At 50.2% G+C, this 17,171-nt stretch carries 15 protein-coding genes; 9 read left to right on the top strand and 6 right to left on the bottom strand.

The window, feature by feature from the left end:
* Nucleotides 1-19 precede the first annotated feature (19 nt).
* Both RNAN_RS18560 and RNAN_RS00075 read left to right on the top strand, forming a co-directional pair.
* Complete coding sequence (locus RNAN_RS18560; RefSeq protein WP_008217461.1) at nt 20-1,348, top strand: hypothetical protein; 1,329 nt, start codon at nt 20-22, stop codon at nt 1,346-1,348.
* Between the two features lie 3 nt (nt 1,349-1,351).
* Complete coding sequence (locus tag RNAN_RS00075; RefSeq protein ID WP_008217460.1) at nt 1,352-1,828, top strand: hypothetical protein; 477 nt, start codon at nt 1,352-1,354, stop codon at nt 1,826-1,828.
* A gap of 198 nt (nt 1,829-2,026) precedes the next feature.
* Here the strand turns inward: RNAN_RS00075 and RNAN_RS00070 are convergent, their stop codons facing one another.
* The 3 genes from RNAN_RS00070 to phoU all read right to left on the bottom strand — a co-directional run bounded on the left by RNAN_RS00070 (nt 2,027) and on the right by phoU (nt 4,850).
* Nucleotides 2,027-3,292, bottom strand: a complete 1,266-nt coding sequence (locus RNAN_RS00070) for an inorganic phosphate transporter (protein ID WP_008217459.1) — start codon at nt 3,290-3,292, stop codon at nt 2,027-2,029.
* Nucleotides 3,293-3,310: 18 nt separating this feature from the next.
* Nucleotides 3,311-3,988, bottom strand: coding sequence for a TIGR00153 family protein (locus RNAN_RS00065; protein ID WP_040551335.1), 678 nt, complete (start codon nt 3,986-3,988; stop codon nt 3,311-3,313).
* A gap of 151 nt (nt 3,989-4,139) precedes the next feature.
* Entirely contained in the window at nt 4,140-4,850 is a 711-nt protein-coding gene (gene phoU, locus RNAN_RS00060; RefSeq protein WP_008217457.1) for a phosphate signaling complex protein PhoU, read from the bottom strand.
* A gap of 294 nt (nt 4,851-5,144) precedes the next feature.
* On the opposite strand from phoU, the gene RNAN_RS00055 reads away from it, so the two are divergent.
* The 5 genes from RNAN_RS00055 (at nt 5,145) to RNAN_RS00035 (ending at nt 11,979) form a co-directional block, all read left to right on the top strand.
* A complete protein-coding gene (locus RNAN_RS00055) occupies nt 5,145-5,651 on the top strand; it encodes a glycine cleavage system transcriptional repressor (protein WP_008217456.1) in 507 nt (168 codons plus the stop codon).
* 102 nt (nt 5,652-5,753) lie between these two features.
* Nucleotides 5,754-7,880 (top strand): polyphosphate kinase 1, encoded by a 2,127-nt coding sequence (gene ppk1, locus RNAN_RS00050; RefSeq protein WP_008217455.1) that lies wholly within the window; start codon nt 5,754-5,756, stop codon nt 7,878-7,880.
* Entirely contained in the window at nt 7,877-9,412 is a 1,536-nt protein-coding gene (locus tag RNAN_RS00045) for a Ppx/GppA phosphatase family protein (protein WP_008217454.1), read from the top strand. Before ppk1 ends, RNAN_RS00045 begins: the two co-directional genes overlap by 4 nt.
* Before the next feature lie 217 nt (nt 9,413-9,629).
* Entirely contained in the window at nt 9,630-11,114 is a 1,485-nt protein-coding gene (locus RNAN_RS00040; RefSeq protein ID WP_008217453.1) for a SulP family inorganic anion transporter, read from the top strand.
* A 10-nt stretch (nt 11,115-11,124) separates the two neighbouring features.
* The gene (locus RNAN_RS00035; protein ID WP_008217452.1) at nt 11,125-11,979 is read left to right on the top strand and encodes a universal stress protein; all 855 of its coding nucleotides are present in this window, start codon (nt 11,125-11,127) and stop codon (nt 11,977-11,979) included.
* Nucleotides 11,980-12,004: 25 nt separating this feature from the next.
* On the opposite strand, the gene RNAN_RS00030 is transcribed toward RNAN_RS00035, so the two are convergent.
* Together RNAN_RS00030 and RNAN_RS00025 are read right to left on the bottom strand one after the other, a co-directional pair.
* Nucleotides 12,005-13,375 carry a family 14 glycosylhydrolase gene (locus tag RNAN_RS00030; RefSeq protein ID WP_008217451.1) on the bottom strand — a complete coding sequence of 457 codons (1,371 nt, stop codon included), beginning with the start codon at nt 13,373-13,375 and terminating at the stop codon, nt 12,005-12,007.
* Between the two features lie 90 nt (nt 13,376-13,465).
* Nucleotides 13,466-14,227 (bottom strand): MBL fold metallo-hydrolase, encoded by a 762-nt coding sequence (locus RNAN_RS00025; protein WP_008217448.1) that lies wholly within the window; start codon nt 14,225-14,227, stop codon nt 13,466-13,468.
* 132 nt (nt 14,228-14,359) lie between these two features.
* Here RNAN_RS00025 and RNAN_RS00020 point away from each other — a divergent pair, with 132 nt between their 5' ends.
* Nucleotides 14,360-15,685: an amidohydrolase gene (locus tag RNAN_RS00020; RefSeq protein ID WP_008217445.1), complete on the top strand. Its 1,326-nt coding sequence runs from the start codon at nt 14,360-14,362 to the stop codon at nt 15,683-15,685.
* Nucleotides 15,685-16,263, top strand: a complete 579-nt coding sequence (locus RNAN_RS00015) for a DNA-3-methyladenine glycosylase I (protein ID WP_008217443.1) — start codon at nt 15,685-15,687, stop codon at nt 16,261-16,263. The genes RNAN_RS00020 and RNAN_RS00015 overlap by 1 nt, the downstream gene beginning before the upstream one ends.
* 319 nt (nt 16,264-16,582) lie before the next feature.
* On the opposite strand, the gene RNAN_RS19195 is transcribed toward RNAN_RS00015, so the two are convergent.
* A partial coding sequence (locus tag RNAN_RS19195) for a hypothetical protein (protein WP_040551332.1) occupies nt 16,583-17,171 on the bottom strand: 589 nt, incomplete at its 5' end.

Here is a 17,171-nt window from a genome sequence, read left to right as displayed (position 1 = left end):
AAATATTCAAAGGTGCAGGATGCAAGACCGGCAATACAACGGCGTAGTTCTTGAAGATAAATGGGGTAAAACCTATCTGTGCAGCAGTTGCTTATTGGCCTACGCTGATTTAGGTGAAGGCTACATTTCTGACGTTAACGACAAGGTATATGGCCGCTATTTTTTGCACGACTTAGAACCATCATGGAACTTACGCCAAATTTGGACTGAAATGTATCAACACGCCAAACCTTGGGCTTTTGATTTATCGAAGTTTACTGATTTTCAGTTGCGTGATGCTTTATTGCAAATATTTGCTGCTGGCGAAATGCACGTCTGGCAACTGAGCGATGGCTGGGGCAAGCAGCCCGAAGGCAATGGCATCGGCGATGGCGGCTTAGCGCCAGCCAGCAGTGGCAATACCAGCAGCAAACCCGCCGCCAAAGCGGCTAAGAACAAAGGTGGATGGGTAACCTCAGAGGCTCCAGTGGCAGCGAAAGCTGCGGGGCATGAGGGTGCAGTGGCAAAGCCTGTAGCATCCAAGAAAGTGGAACCTGAAAGCCTGGAGCACGCACAGCAAATTTTGGCAGAGCGCCGCAAGCAAATTGAGCAAAGCGGCTACCAGCCGAAATACTCAGATGCCGAGCTGTTAGCAATGGCGAAAGCAGGTGATATTGCCAATGATCGCTTTCATGTTCGCTTAATTAATAGAAGCGCAGAAGTTATTAAAACTTCCACTCTCGGCTTCAAACGTCCTTCAGACAGAGCTCCGTACTGGGCAACAACGTTTGATATGGCGGAGGCAGCAGATACTGATCCAGAGCTATTAGCATGCATACTTGGCATAAAAGACTATTCACCTGTTAACGAGTACTCTCTTGTCATTATTGACACACACAACTTGCCCCCGAAAGCTGAGCGACAAAGTTTTGTGCCGACCTTCGAGAAAATGACAGAGTTCTGTAACAATGAGCTGACAGCAAGAGAACTAGGCGCTCTCGGTGATGTATCTGAAGTATTAAATGATGATTTTTCTATAGAATACGAAGCATTCATGGCTGATTATGCAACTACGGGAAAAAGTGAGCATAATGCTGATGCAGTGAAAGAGCATTTGATGGCGATAGATGCAAACGACGAAAAGATCAACAAAATTATGGTACGGCATAAGATTCAATCTGAATGTGGTGCTAACTCGTTGTTCTCAGGGAACGGTCTAACAAAAGTTAATAGTGAGAACCGCTATGGTAATGACGTACCTCAACAATTTGGAGTTGCAGAAACTTTTACCTTCGAACGAGATCCACTAACCGTGAATGAGCTAGGGTCATCTATAGCCATATTACCTGCTACCCCCCTCAAAGGCTGAACTATGTTACTTCATACTGACAATTTACCGACCGGCTACCAAGTTAAAGCCAATATTGATTATTTACTGTTTGATAACGAAAAGCTGTTTATTGTCGCTTCAGACGGAGAACTAGTTTTTATAAAGAAATCCCCCTCACCGTATGAAAATAGGCAGGATGAACCGGGAATCTTGCTGTACCAAACCGAGTTCCCTCGCGTTGCAGCTGCTTGGTTAGTTAATACGATAGAAAATCGGTTGTGGAAGTCTGCTGCTGAAGGTGGAGAACCGTCAGGCAAAAACTCAGTAACAGAAATAGTTGCAGGTGAAGAACTGACCGTGCGCCGAGTAATGGCAGTTGGTGACGACCACAGCAAAGGTTTTGTTTTCATAAATGCGAGCCGCGACAACCTGAAATTTAAAGAAAACTTTCAGGAAATACATGTGTCGGATCGACTTTTAAAAGAAGGTGGTTTACTCGATATACTGCGCCGGCTCTAACTTTTTATTCTCAACTAACATTTGAAGTTAACCCACAGTATTCTGGCCGGGCGCGTAAGATAAAACCCGAATTAGAAGAAAAGCTACTTTCAGCGAATACCAGCCTTAAATACGCTGGAACTTAACGGAGAGACACAAAAAAGCCCTCAACACTGAGGGCTTTTTAATTCGGGCTATTTACCCAGATTAGGCTGGTTGTTAACCAAAAATCGCCTTCATAATGTAGAAGAACACAATAGCCAGGCCAGCACCTACCGGCAGCGTAATAACCCAGGAAATAAAGATATTACGCACTACGCCCAAATTAAGCGCCGCAATACCACGGGCTAAACCAACCCCTAATACCGCACCCACCAGCGTTTGGGTGGTAGAGATAGGTAAACCAGCGCCAGAGGCGATAACCACGGTGGACGCCGCTGATAATTCGGCAGCAAAACCACGGCTGGGGGTTAAATGGGTAATGGCAGTGCCGACCGTTTTAATGACCCGCGCGCCTAACGTGGCTAAACCGATAACGATACCAATGGCGCCCAATGGCAGGATCCACCAGGCTAGCTGTGCCTTGCTGCTGATCTCGCCACCACTGGTCACAACGCTAACCACAGCGGCCAATGGGCCTATCGCATTAGCTACATCGTTAGAGCCGTGGGCAAACGCCATACAGCAGGCGGTGGTAATCATCAGTACACCAAAGATGCGCTCGACGTTATTAAACTGCATTTTTTTATCGGCGGCCGGGTCAAATTTTAACCTACCGATAACCACTTTACCGATCACACCAATAACCACAGCAATAGCAATTGAAATGTAGTAGCCCTCTGCCGTACTGATATGCAAGCCAACATGTTTCAAGCCTTTTTGCACGGTAACCAAGGTCATGACAAAGGCAGCAAAGGCCATATAAAACGGCACATATTTTTTGGCGTTCGCCAGCGGGTTATCGGTATCAAAAATCAGCCGCTGCGCACTCATAAAAAACATATAGGCCAGTACACCGGCCAGCATAGGTGTGACTACCCAGCTACCGACAATACCGCCGACTTTGTTCCAGTGCACCGCATCCATACCCACACCAACCGCAGCAAAACCGATGATAGCGCCGACAATAGAGTGGGTAGTCGATACCGGCCAGCCAAAATACGACGCTACTATTAACCAGGTAGCAGCTGCCAGCAATGCGGCTATCATGCCGTAGGCCATCAGTTCTGGCGTATCGACAAAGAACGACGCATCAGTAATACCACCACGGATAGTCGAGGTAACCGAGCCGCCGGCCAGGTAAGCACCGGCAAACTCAAATATTGCGGCAATGATGATGGCTTGTTTAATAGTTAACGCTTTAGAGCCGACTGAGGTGCCCATAGCGTTGGCCACATCATTGGCACCGACACCGTACGCCATCAGAAAGCCGAACACGGCGGCAACAACGATGAGAATTAAGCCGTATGATTGAATAATATCCATCAGGAAAACCTTTTTGTTTTAGCGGGCTAACATAATTTCGAGGCGCGAACCAACTTTCAGCGCTACGTCGGCCAAATCGCCAATCCACTCCAGCGTGCGGTATAAAAACATCACGTCTATCGGGTTTAGCTCTTTTTCAGCCAGGCGCAGGGCCTTGCGCAGTTTGATTTGCATATCGTCAGTGTCGCCTTCAATGGCGTCCAGCTGCTCGACCATTTTGATCACCAGATCGACTTCGCGGCCGCGAAAGCCGGTCTCCAGTAACTCATCCAGCTCGTTAATCACTTCGCTGGCCAGGGCAGTAGCGTCAATGCAGCGCTGCACATAGGTTTTAAAATCGGTTTGTAAGCTGGCCGGGATCAACAGTTCACGGCCCAGCACACGGCCGGTGATATCTTTGGTTTTGTTAGCAATTTTGTCTTGCTGTGACACCAGCTCCAGAATGTCGGTACGGTCTACCGGCAAAAACAGGCCACGTGGCAGGTTAATGCGGATTTCCCGTTTTAATTTGTCGGCTTCCTTTTCCAACGCGACGATGTTTTTACGCACCTCGGCCGCAGTTTGCCAATCCTGCTGATAGACCGCATCAAAAAACGGCAGCAATAATTCGCTGGCCTGATGTACTTTGCGGATATGTTCTTCTATCGGTTTAATAGGTGATTTGGCAAACACGGATAAAAAAGTACTTGCTGGCATAGCCTGGTCCCGTATGTTGGTTTGACTTCAGTCGGCGCGCATTGTAACGGCATTCAAAGCGCAATAAAAACGAAAAATGAATCCCAGATGAAAACGCCCTGCACGTGTTATCGTCAGGGCGTCGCCACCTTTGGATAAAACCGCTTAAAAATCAGCTGCGTGCTTCTTGCTCCAGTTTTTCCGCACTGCTGTGGCGCACCACCTTACCCTTAACAAAGAAGATGATGTATTCAGCCAGGTTTTTACAGCGGTCACCAATGCGCTCCAGTGAGCGGGCTGACCACAGCACATTCATAATTTTTGGAATAGAGCGTGGATCTTCAATCATGTACGTCATCAGCTGACGGGTGATGGCCTCGTATTCACGGTCTACTTTTTTATCTTCCTGATGCACGGCCACGGCGGTTTCTACGTCCATGCGGGCAAAGGCATCCAGCACATCGTGCAGCATCTGACCAACATGGCGGCCTAAATTATCCAGATTAACCAGTAAATCCTGCTGCTCACTGTTAAACGACTCCAGCGCGACCCTTGCAATACGGCGGGTTTCATCGCCGATGCGCTCTAAATCAGCAATGGTTTTCATAATGGCCATAATAAGGCGTAAATCACTGGCTGCCGGCTGGCGCTTTACAATAATGCTGGTGCACTCTTTATCAATTTGCAGCTCCCAGTCATTCACTTTTAAGTCGGTGTCGATGACCCGCTGTGCCAGCTCGACATCGGCATTGGCAATCGCCATCAGCGCGTTGTTTAGCTGCTGTTCAATCAGGCCACCCATCGCCATCACATGGTTAAGCACTTCGTCAATTTCATCATTAAAGGAGCTGGAAATATGTTTACTTAAATTGAGCTTATCCACTGCGCTCTCCGTTTGCGGTAAGTTAACCGGGCGAATGCTGATACCCCGGATGATGCGCTAAGTATAGGCAGAAAGCGCCCGCCACTGCCAGCCTTGCACCAGCGGTGGCCACTGATTTTTTCGCCAACACCTTCAGGCCGTAGCAGGCTAAGCCGTTAAATTTACAAATATTGTTAGCAATACATTTAAAAACTGCAGGCTGGCGGCTACACTCAGGTGGCTTTTTACGCTTTTTCAGCGCTATCCGGGGTAGCCGCCGCGATGTTGTTTCAGGTTTTTACAGGAAGAAATTAAATGAAGCAGTTAGTACTGACATTAATAGGTAAAGATAAAGCTGGCCTGGTAGAGCAACTGGCCACTGTGGTAAGCCGTCACAATGGTAACTGGATGGCCAGTAACCTCAGCCACCTGGCCGGTTACTTTGCCGGCATTTTGCAGATTGAAGTCGCCGAGCAGGACTTAGCAGCGCTTACTGCAGCGCTGGAGCAGCTGACCGATCTGGATATTAAAATTCAGCACGGTATCCCCAGTGCGTTAAACGAGCAGCAACAGCTGAAATTTGTTATTACCGGTAACGACAGGCCCGGCATAGTACGCGAGCTGTCATCGGTGATTAAACACAAAGGCACCAACATTATTCATTTTGAAAGCAGCAAGCAAAGTGCACCCAACTGGGGCGTACCGCTGTTTAATGCCGTTGCTACGGTAGAGTTACCCGCCAGTGTCAGCCGGGATGAAGTGGTAAAAGCACTGGAAGCCATTGCCACTGACATAGTGGTAGACGTAGAAACCGGCGTTTAAGCCGCTATTGCCGCCGCTTTGCCCGGTTTAAGCGGCGGCGTTCATCTTGCTGTCATAAAATTGCCATAGAGTAACCCTAAGTTGTAGTCAGGGAGCTGGACCATGGAACACCCCAACACCACTGTTGGCACTGAATTTCCCACTTATCCACGTGAATTAAGCTGGCTGGCCTTTAACGGCCGGGTATTACAGGAAGCGGCCGACGAGCGTAACCCGCCGATTGAACGGCTGCGCTTTTTAGGTATTTACTCCAACAACATGGACGAGTTTTTCCGTGTGCGGGTAGCCGATGTCAAGCGGCGCATTTTGCTGAAAAAATATCAAAGCAGCGAGCAGGAAGATGCCGAACATCTGATGCAGGATATTCAGCAGCAGGTGTTGGAGCTGGGCGCACGTTTTAATGCCATTTACCTCGACATTCAGCTGGAGCTGCGCAAGCACAATATCGAGCTTATCGACAACTTTAAGCTAACCGAGCTGCAATCAAGCTGGGTACGCAGTTACTTTCGCAGTGAAGTGATAAAACATATCTCGCCGATGATTTTATCCGGCGATGAAGTCAGCCTGTCTAAAGCCCTGGAAGATAACACCACCTACCTGATGGTCGAGATGACCGGCAGCGGCAAACCCGAATATGCGATAGTGCAGGTGCCTACCAATGAGCTGTCGCGCTTTATTGAGCTGCCGCTGCACTTAAACACGCGCAAGAAAAACGGCCATTACCGGCGGCAAATTTTGCTGCTGGACGATGTGATCGTGCACTGTATTGCCGACTTGTTCAGCGGTTTTTTCGAGTTTGACGCCATTCAGGCTTACTCGTTAAAACTAACCCGTGACGCCGAGTACAATATCAGCGATACGCTGGACCAAAGCTTAATTGATAAGATGTCCAAGGGTATACGGCAACGGTTAAAATCGGAGCCGGTACGCCTGGTGTACGATGCGGCGATGCCGGAGCAAATGCTAAAAGTGCTGAGCAAGCAGCTGGGCACCAGTTCGGTTGACTCGCTGATTCCCGGCAGCCGCTACCGTAACTTTAAAGACTTTATCGGCTTTCCCAATATCGGCCATCAAAGCCTGGAATTCCCGACGATGCCGCCGCTTAACAGCCCGGAATTTGAGCAGTACGCCACCAGCTTTGATGCCATCCGGGCCGGCGATATTCTGCTGTATTACCCCTACCATAACTTTGGCTATTTTACCGAGTGGGTGCGCCAGGCGTCGTTTGACCCTAAAGTGACTCATATTAAAATGACCATGTACCGGGTAGCAAAACATTCACGGGTGATCCACTCTTTATTGGATGCGGTGCGTAACGGTAAAAAAGTCACTGTAGTGGTTGAGCTTAAAGCCCGCTTTGATGAAGAAAACAACATCAACTGGGCGCGCAAAATGACCGAGGCCGGTATTCAGGTGGTATTTGGCTTAACCACACTGAAAATTCACTCGAAACTGTGCCTGATTAGCCGGATGGAAAAAGGCAAACTGGTGCAGTATGGCCATATCGGTACCGGTAACTTTAACGAGAAAACCGCCCGCATTTACACCGACATGAGCCTGTTTACCTGCCATCAGGAAATTACCGGCGAAATTGGCCAGGTGTTTGAATTTATTGAGTACAGCTACCGGCCTTATCAGTTTAACCACCTGATTGTCTCGCCGACCTGGAGCCGCTCGCGGCTAACCGCGCTGATCCAGCGGGAAATAGACTTTGCCGTGAGCGGGCGCAAGGCTGAGATTTTCCTCAAAGTAAATAACCTGGTCGATCAGCAAATTGTCGAGCTGCTGTACCGCGCCAGCCAGGCCGGGGTAAAAATACGCATAATTGTACGCGGCATGTGCTCACTGATGCCCGGCATTGCCGGTAAAAGTCAGAATATTAAGATTATTTCGGTACTAGACCGCTTTTTAGAGCATGCCCGCGTCTATGTGTTTCATAACGGCGGCGAGACCGATGTGTATATTTCTTCTGCTGACTGGATGACGCGCAATATCGACCAGCGGGTCGAAGTAGGCGTACCTATTTATGATATCCGTCTGAAGCAGCAAGTGCTGGACACGCTGGATATTCAGTGGCGGGATAACGTAAAGGCACGTATTATTGATGCCAGACAAAGCAATGCCTATGTAAAACGCGGCAATAAACGCAGCATCCGCTCGCAGCAGCAGATCTACGATTACTTCGCCCGCATGCAGGGCCGACAGCAGGTTGATAGCCAAGAAGAATGACCGACACCACCGAATCGCCTTTAACGCATCCGCAGGCCTATATGGCCGCCGTTGACCTGGGCTCAAACTCCTTTCATATGGTAATTGCCCGGGTGATTGCCGGCGATATTCAGCTGCTGCACCGCGAAAAGCAAAAAGTGCAGCTGGCTGAGGGCTTAAACGATCAGTTGGTGTTAAGCGAAGAAGCGATAGAGCGCGGCCTGAATGTGTTGGCGCAATTTGCCGACACCTTAAAGCCCTTTGCGCCCCAGTCGGTGCGGGTTATCGCAACCTATACCCTGCGCCGGGCGCGTAATGCCGCTACCTTTTTACGCCGCGCCAAAGCGGTGTTTCCGTTTCCTATCGAGGTGATTTCCGGCCAGGAAGAAGCGCGTTTTATTTATCAGGGTGTCGCGCATTTTGAGCATTTTTCCGGCCGCCGGCTGGTGATAGACATCGGCGGCGGTAGCACCGAGTTTGCCATCGGCGAAGGCGTGCAGCCACTTCGGCTCAGCAGCCGCAATATGGGCTGCGTCAGTTATGCCATGCAGCATTTCCCGCAGGGCCGTATCAGCGAAAAACGCTTTAACCGCGCCATTTTGCAAGCCGAGCAAGAGCTGGAGCCTATTATCAGCAGCTTTAAAGCAGCCGGCTGGCAACAGGCTGTAGGCACCTCGGGCACAGTAAAAACGATTCGAGATATTATTGTGGGCCTGGGTTTTAGCAACAATGCAATTGAACGCGCGCATTTGTTAGCACTGAAAGATCATCTGGTGGCGCAGGAAAACAGCTATCAGCTGGATTTGCCCGGCTTAACTGATGATAGAAAGCTGCTGATTTGCTCAGGCTTAGCCATTTTAATTGCCGCCTTTAACCTGCTGCAAATTGAGCAGCTGGTGTATTGCGACGCGGCGCTGCGCGAGGGTGTGCTGTATGAGATGAGCGACCGGCTGCAGCATCTGGATATCCGCGAGCACAGCGTGGCCAGCCTGCAACGGCGTTACGATGTCGATATGGCGCAGGCTCAGCGGGTAAGCCATACCGCCTTAACCCTGTTTAGCCAGGTGCGCAACAGTTGGCAGCTAAGCGATGAAGATGCGTTATTGCTGGGTTGGGCGGCCACCTTGTACGAGGTGGGCCTGCACATTAACTCGTCAGGGGTACAAAAACATTCAGCCTACATTTTACAAAACGCCAACCTGCCCGGTTTTAACCAGGAGCAACAACAGCTGGTTGCGACACTGGTACGCTTTCACCGGCGTAAAATCCGCGCCGATGACATACCTACGTTCAGCCTATACCAATTGCCACAAGTAGTTTGCTTGTTGGTGCTGCTGCGCCTGGCGGTGCTGTTAAACCAAAAGCGGCGTGACGATATTTTACCGGAACTGACCGCCACCGCCGGTGTGCAATACCTGCAGTTGCAGCTGCCTGCCGATTGGCTGACACAGCAAAGCCTGCTGGCGGCCGACTTACAACTGGAGCAAAAAGCACTGAAAAAAATCGCCTTTGTGCTCGATTGCCCCGGCTTAGCAGACAGCGTTCTGGGTTAAAAGCTACAAAAGGCAGCCTGTTTAGTGTAGACTTCGCGCCTGTTTTTTAACGCAACACATATTCAATGAGGATGGGCCGGTGTAACAACGCAACACTTTAATTAATTGCTAGTAAAGTTGACAGTTGGCAACGCAGAACGACGAGATGCGCAACTTTAGGTGCAATTTATGCTGTGTTGTTTATGTTTACCCTGTGTTTTAACTCATTGGATATTTTATGTTGAAAGCTATTCAACAGAACTGGTTCTCTAACCTTAGAGGCGATGTTCTATCTGCTATTGTCGTAGCCTTAGCCCTTATTCCTGAAGCTATTGCCTTTTCGATTATCGCCGGCGTTGACCCCAAAGTGGGTTTGTATGCCTCTTTTGCTATTTGTGTGATTATCGCCTTTGCCGGTGCCCGTCCGGGTATGATCTCGGCCGCGACCGGCGCTATGGCACTGTTAATGATCACCCTGGTAAAACAGCATGGTCTGGAATACCTGCTGGCAGCCACCTTACTCACCGGTGTTATCCAGATTATCTTTGGCCTGTTTAAACTGGGCGATTTAATGCGCTTTGTGTCGCGCTCGGTGGTGACCGGCTTTGTTAATGCGTTGGCGATTCTGATTTTTATGGCGCAACTGCCTGAACTAAGCGGTACCTACGGCACCGTTACCGTGTACGGCATGACAGCGCTGGGGTTGGCGATTATTTACCTGTTTCCTTATGTGACGAAAAAAATCCCCTCACCGCTGGTGTGTATCATCGTGCTAACGGCTATAGCAGTGTATTTTAATCTTGATATCCGCACCGTCGCTGATATGGGTGAACTGCCCGACAGCTTGCCGGTATTTTTATGGCCAGATGTGCCGCTTAACCTGGAAACGCTGCAAATTATCTTCCCTTATGCGCTAGCGTTGGCGGTTGTAGGTATTTTAGAGTCGTTAATGACCGCCACTATTGTGGATGATTTTACCGACACCTCAAGTGATAAAAACCGTGAATGTGTTGGCCAGGGCATTGCTAACATTGGCTCGGGTTTAATTGGCGGCATGGCCGGTTGTGCCATGATTGGCCAGTCGGTGATTAATGTGAAATCTGGTGGTCGCACCCGCTTATCGGCGCTATTGGCCGGCAGCTTACTGCTACTGATGGTGGTGTTTTTAGATCAATGGGTTGGCATGATCCCGATGGCAGCGTTAGTCGCAGTGATGATCATGGTGTCAATTGGCACCTTTAGCTGGTCTTCAGTAAAAGACCTGCGCAAAAATCCGGCAAGCTCATCGGTGGTAATGATTGCCACTGTGATCGTGGTAGTTGCTACCCATAATCTGGCCTATGGCGTACTCGTTGGCGTGCTGTTAAGTGCGTTGTTTTTTGCCAACAAAGTCGGGCAAATTTTGTATATTGGCTCCAGCTTATCCAAAGATGGCCACGAAAGAACCTACACCGTGGTCGGCCAGGTGTTTTTCAGCTCCAGTGAGCAATTTGTTAACGCCTTTGACTTTAAAGACGCGGTAGAGAAAGTGACGATAGACTTAAGCAAAGCGCATTTTTGGGATATCACCGCCATCAGCTCACTGGATAAAGTGGTGTTGAAATTCCGCCGCGAGGGTACCGATGTGCAGTTACTGGGCTTAAATGACGCCAGCGCCACCTTAGTTGATAAATTTGCTATGCACAACCGCCCTGATGCAGTAGAAAAACTGATGGGCCACTAGGAGATCCAACATGAGCAGAAAAGTACTGGCGTGTATTGACGCCTCACCCTATGCCCAGGCGGTATGTGACTATGCGGTTTGGGCAGCGAAAAAACTTAATGTCGCCATGTCGGTAGTACATGTGCTGGATAACAGCCATAAAACCGTACATACCGACTTTAGCGGCAGTATTGGTCTGGGCAGCCAGGAAGCCTTATTAGCCCAGCTGGCCGAGTTGGATGCCCAGCACGCCAAACTGGCATTACAACGCGGCCGTATTATGTTGGATGCCGCCAAAGAGCGCGCTGAGGCGGCCGGCGTAAGCGCCGTAGACGAGCGCTTACGCCACGGTGAGCTGGTAGATACTTTAACCGAACTGGCAGACGAGACGCGCTTGCTGGTACTGGGCAAACGTGGCTTTAGCAGCGCCGATGCCCATGGCCATATGGGCCTGCATGTTGAGCGGGTGATCCGCAGCCTGCACAAGCCGATATTACTCACCCAACAAAGCTACACTGAGCCTAACAGCATTATGTTGGCCTATGATGGCAGTGCCACCGCACTAAAAGGCCTGGAAATGTTAGCCGCCAGCCCGTTGGGCAAAGGCTTACCGGTGCACCTGGTGATGGCCGGAGCCACCACCGACGCCACAGAAGCACTAATTGCAAGTGCCGCTGCCATTTTACGCAATGCCGGTTTTATGACTACCGTCGCCATTGTTGGCGGCGAACCAGAAGCCGTGCTGCATCAGTATCAGCAGCAGCATAATATTGATCTGCTGGTCATGGGCGCCTACGGTCATTCACGCATCCGCCAGTTTATTGTCGGCAGCACCACCACGGCGATGATTAGCAAAGCCAAATGCAGTTTGCTGATCCTAAGGTAGTCATCAACCGGCAGCAGGCAATTGACTATCGGAGTAAGGCTTTTTGTCTTGATATCAGTTGTTCGAAACGCTGCTGGCCAACACCGCCACTCGTAACCTGCTGTATTCGCAGCACGGTAATGCCACTGTAATGGCCACGGGTAAATACCGCTTCAATATTGTCCCAGCCCTGTTTGTGGGTAACACCAGCGGCCAGTGCGTTTTCACCTTTTAATGTGACCTGCTGGCGCGCAGCTTCTGCCCCCAGCCACTGCACCAGGCTTTTTGCCAGCGAGTAACTGGGTGCGCCGGCGTTATTGTCCATTTCAAGCGCAGTAAAATGCAATACTACCGGGCGTTTCCGACGGCTAAACTCAGCGGCTAGTGCCACGATCTGCTGATAACCATAACCATTCTCCGCCGAGTACTCTTGCTGGCTGTCAATCAGCCCTGCGGCAAGTTCAGCGCTACGGGCAAAATTGCCAGTAGACGTCATTTGCCAGTGAATGCCCGGAATTTTAAAGCCCAGCGCTGTCTGGCTAAAAACGCCATCAAAGGCTACTGCTGCAGCGTCTAGCATACGCTGGCCATGCGCCACTAAGGCGCTGTGATACCAGTTGATAAAGTCGCGGCCGTAGACGCTATTAAACTGGGCACCACTTTTTATAAAGGCTTCGGCATCTGGCGGCGGTCCCAGCTGTTCAAAACTGCGAAAAGCCGTTTGCCAGGCCAGGTTTAACTGCTCAATGTGCTGATAGCGCTGTTGCATGCTGGTACGAAAGTCCGCTACTGCCAGAGCAGAATACGCCTGAAAGCCACCACGGCTTGGGTAGGCGGTGCGGCCGCCATCATGACTGTTATATGACGGATACCGCAGCTCACCCGCCGGCCCCATAGAGATATTAATTTCGCTGATATCTTTAGCTAAGGCGGAGTACTGGCTGACAAATGCCTTCATAAACTCTATATATTGTGGCATTGCCCAAGGGTCAGCCCAAAGCGCCAGCGTCTCTGCCGACCGGTTGCCGTACTCGCTTTGGTATTGCAGGTCAGCTATAGTTAGCCCCTGTGGTCTAAAGTGTTGCCAAACCCACGCAGGCAATGGCACATCACAGTCATCGCCAACATTACCTCCACATTGATGGAATGCCATAATTGGCATAATTTTGAGGCCCGCGCCGCGAATGTCGGCAAAAATTTCGTCGTAGTATTGCCAGTTGAACTGCTGATCGCCGCGCTCTTCAACCAGCCCCCACCAAACATCAACAGAGACACCCTCAACTCCTATCTGCTTGGCAATCTGTAACTGCTGACGAAAAGTATCTCTGTCCTGCACTAACAAGGGTGCCATCACATTAGCGCTAAAAGCATGAAGACAACAGGAAACAAAAAGCAGTAACAGTAGAAGCAGGCGCATGGTTAGCCATCCGTTATCAGTAGTAAATGGCAATTACACCGTATTCTTTTCACCAAGTGTTGTTCAAACACGACAAAAGCAGCAATAGCCTCAGTGTTGCTTGGTCTGCCGGCCCAGTGTGTGCAAAATGCGATTTTTCATCGAATGCCAGTGATTTTTCGGTAAAGTAGGTGCCTGAGCCAAAATGGCGTCAAAGTTTATACTCGCCGCCGCGCGGGGCGGCAGGTGGGCAAAATACAGCTGGTTGGGCGCAAGGTCACTGACCCGCTTTAATGACTGTTTATACTGGTTCGGGTGGCACACCGGGTATGGCGGCACCAGGCGTTTTTTTACTGAGACAATCAGATCGGCAATATACAGCTGCTTTGTCGGCACATGCAGCAGTGAAAGGTCATGATCAGTATGGCCCGGCGTGTACAGCACCTGCCAGTCGGCAAAGCCCGGCAGCGATTGCCCGTCCAGCAGTAGCAGGTCAGGCTTTAAAATCGGGTTATACCAGATATGTTTTTTTGCCTTACCCAGCCGGTTGGCGACCCACCAGGTCAGGCTAACATCAATTAAATGCGCAGTGCGCCCGAGTAAACCGGCATACCAGCGCCGCGCTTTCGGGTGGCAGGCAATTTGCGCACCGGTTAAGCGCCGCAGTTTATGGGCGCCACCGGCATGATCGGGGTGCATATGGGTAACCATAATCAGTTTTAGCGCGCTTAACGGCAAGGCTAAGTGCTGCTCAATGTAATCACATAGGGTAGCAATATCCGCCCGGCTGCAGCCATCGAGCAGTAATAAACCCGCATCTTCCTGCACCAGATAAATGTTTTGAATATAGCCTTTGAGAATATGTAACTGCATTAATGTGTATTAAGCCTATGCGTAAGCAACTGGTCTGACATTACCCAAGCTTAAGGCAATTATCCAGCAACAATTGCCATTTTCGCTGCCGGCGCTTATGGTACTACGCAATGCACATTATCTGGAGCTACTATGCGCTGTTCACTACTAAGTTTGACAAAAACAGGTTTGGCAATCCTCCCCTTATTCCATAGCCCTGTCGTCTTAGCGGAATCACGCACTGAGCTAAGCAAACACATTGAACAGGTGATGCCCAAAGTGATTAGCTGGCGCCGTGATATTCACCAGCACCCGGAACTGTCTAACCGCGAAGTGCGCACCGCGGCTAAAGTAGCCGCACACCTGGAAAAACTCGGGCTGGAAGTGCGCACCGGCATCGCCCATACCGGTGTGGTCGGTATTTTAACAGGTGGCAAACCCGGCCCAGTGGTAGCGCTGCGCGCTGATATGGACGCCCTGCCGGTGACCGAGCAAACCGGCTTGCCGTTTGCGTCAAAGGTAGTGAGCGAGTTTAACGGCCAGCAAACCGGCGTAATGCACGCCTGCGGCCACGATGCCCATGTGGCTATGCTGATGGGTGCAGCCGAAGTACTGGCCAAACAACGCGCCGACATTGCCGGTACTATTATGTTTGTGTTTCAGCCGGCTGAAGAAGGCCCACCGGCCGGCGAAGAAGGCGGTGCTAAAATGATGTTGGCAGAAGGTTTATTTGCCAACCCCAGCCCGTCGGCCATTTTTGGCTTACACGTTTGGCCGGGCGAACCTGGTCAGTTGCAGGTAAAAACTGAAGGTATTATGGCCGCGGCTGACAGCTTTCAAATTACGGTTAAAGGCAAACAGGTACATGGCTCGTCACCCTGGCGCGGTATAGACCCGATTAACGTTACCGGCCAGCTGATTAACGCCATAAACCTGATCCCAGCGCGGCAAATTGATGTTACCAAAGCACCGGCGGTAGTGTCGTTTGGCCAGGTACATGGCGGTATTCGCTGGAACATTATTCCCGACGACGTGAAATTAGAGGGCACCATCCGCACCTTTGACAGCGAGATGCGCGAAGACTTAATCGCCCGCATGGCGCACACCAGCGAGCATATTGCCAAAGCCAGCGGCGCCGAGGCACATTTTCATGTACATAATTTTGCCGCTGTTACCTGGAACGACCCGACGCTGACCGACTGGGCCATGCCAAGCCTGAAGTGGGCGGCCGGCGAAAAAGGTGTCGCGCCAATTAAACCGATAACCGGCGCGGAAGATTTCTCGTTTTACCAACAGCAAATTCCAGGCGTATTCTTCTTTTTAGGTATCTCCCCCGAAGGCAAGCCACTGAGTGAAGTACCGCCAAACCATTCGCCGATGTTTGATGTAAACGAAGATGCCTTAGTTAACGGTGTGCGGGCTCTTACCGGTTTAGCACTGGATTACTTAGCCAATCCGCCAACGACAGAGAAACAATAATGAATACACCGTGCCGCTGCCACTGGGTCGACTTAAGCAAACCTGACTATGTCGCCTACCATGACACCGAATGGGGCGTGCCGGTATATGACGACAATAAACTATTTGAGTTTTTAACCCTGGAAGCCGCTCAGGCCGGGCTGAGTTGGTACACGGTGCTGAAAAAACGCGACAGCTATCGCGCTGCTTTTGCCAACTTTGACCCGGTGAAAGTGGCGGCTTTTGACGAGGCTAAAGCGGCAGAATTACTGCAAAACCCCGGCATTATCCGCAACCGGTTAAAAATTGCCGCCGCCATTAACAATGCTGCGCGCTTTTTAGAAGTGCAGGCGGCATTTGGTAGCTTTAGCAACTACCAATGGCAGTTTGTTGGCGGTAAGCCGCAGCAAAACCATATTGCCAGCCCGGCAGATTACCGCGCCACCAGCCCGGAATCGGATGCTTTTAGCAAAGACTTAAAACAGCGCGGCTTTAAGTTTGTTGGCTCAACCATTATTTACGCCCATATGCAGGCCTGCGGCATGGTGAACGATCATCACGTCAATTGCTTCCGCCATCCAGCTGTCGCCGCCTTATAGCGCGGTAACAAGCTTTAGGTAAGCAGTTTTACTTTCGCTGTTTTTTTGCACTATTGCTATCCGGTGGTTGTAGACCATTTGCTCATTTAGCAGCGAGTACTGCTTAGGGTCGTGTTCGCCAAGTTTAACTTGCTGCTTAGCGACACTAAGGTTAGCGGGTTCGGGCTTAGAGCAACTTATGCTGGCTAACGTAACCAACAGTAGCAAGACAAAACGCATAATGTTAACCCCAGCTAATCGGTTGGGTAAATTCGGGCTCTGCTGCTATTGGCAGTGTTATGCGTGCTGTTAGTATTGGTTGGGGTTCCATACTGATGGTCTATTCTTGCCGATACGGTTGGTTTAGTACGGGCGTCAGCTCGTTCGGTACACGAACTCGGAAAAACAGTGTTGGGTCGTAGTTTTCTGTTGAACGTGCTGCCAGATCCTGTTGTGGAACCATGATCTCTGCGCTGGCTGGTTTATCTCCAATATACAGGAAGATGGCAAAAGGGGCGTTAAACAAACCACCAGCAAGTTCTAGAGCGGTAACGCCTGAAACCATGTTTCGTTTGTAACGGTTGAGGGTACTTGTTGTCGCCTTATCTTCAATATCACTGCTTAAAAAGATCCGGTTATAAAACTCAGAATAGGTTTGCTGCCACATACTCTCAGTCTGTGAAGGCGCAGTATGAGGAAAATAGCGGAAACCGGAGCGGACAAAAGATTCATAATTATATAAAGTGCCCTCATTCCGCAGCAACTGCACTGGTATATTGTCATCCAAAAATAACTGAATTTGTTGTGCAGGTAGTTTATCTTTATATTCATGCGGCTCATACATTTCATAAACAGCTTGTCTATTGGCAAATACAGTCCAGTAAATACGAATGGCCAGCACACCGGGGTCAAGCTCTATGGCTTGAGCA

It is taken from the genome of Rheinheimera nanhaiensis E407-8 (genome assembly GCF_000296695.1).
Classification (GTDB): Bacteria; Pseudomonadota; Gammaproteobacteria; order Enterobacterales; family Alteromonadaceae; genus Alishewanella; species Alishewanella nanhaiensis.
Note: the sequence above shows the minus strand (reverse complement) of the source record. Positions and strands in the feature narration are given on the sequence as shown.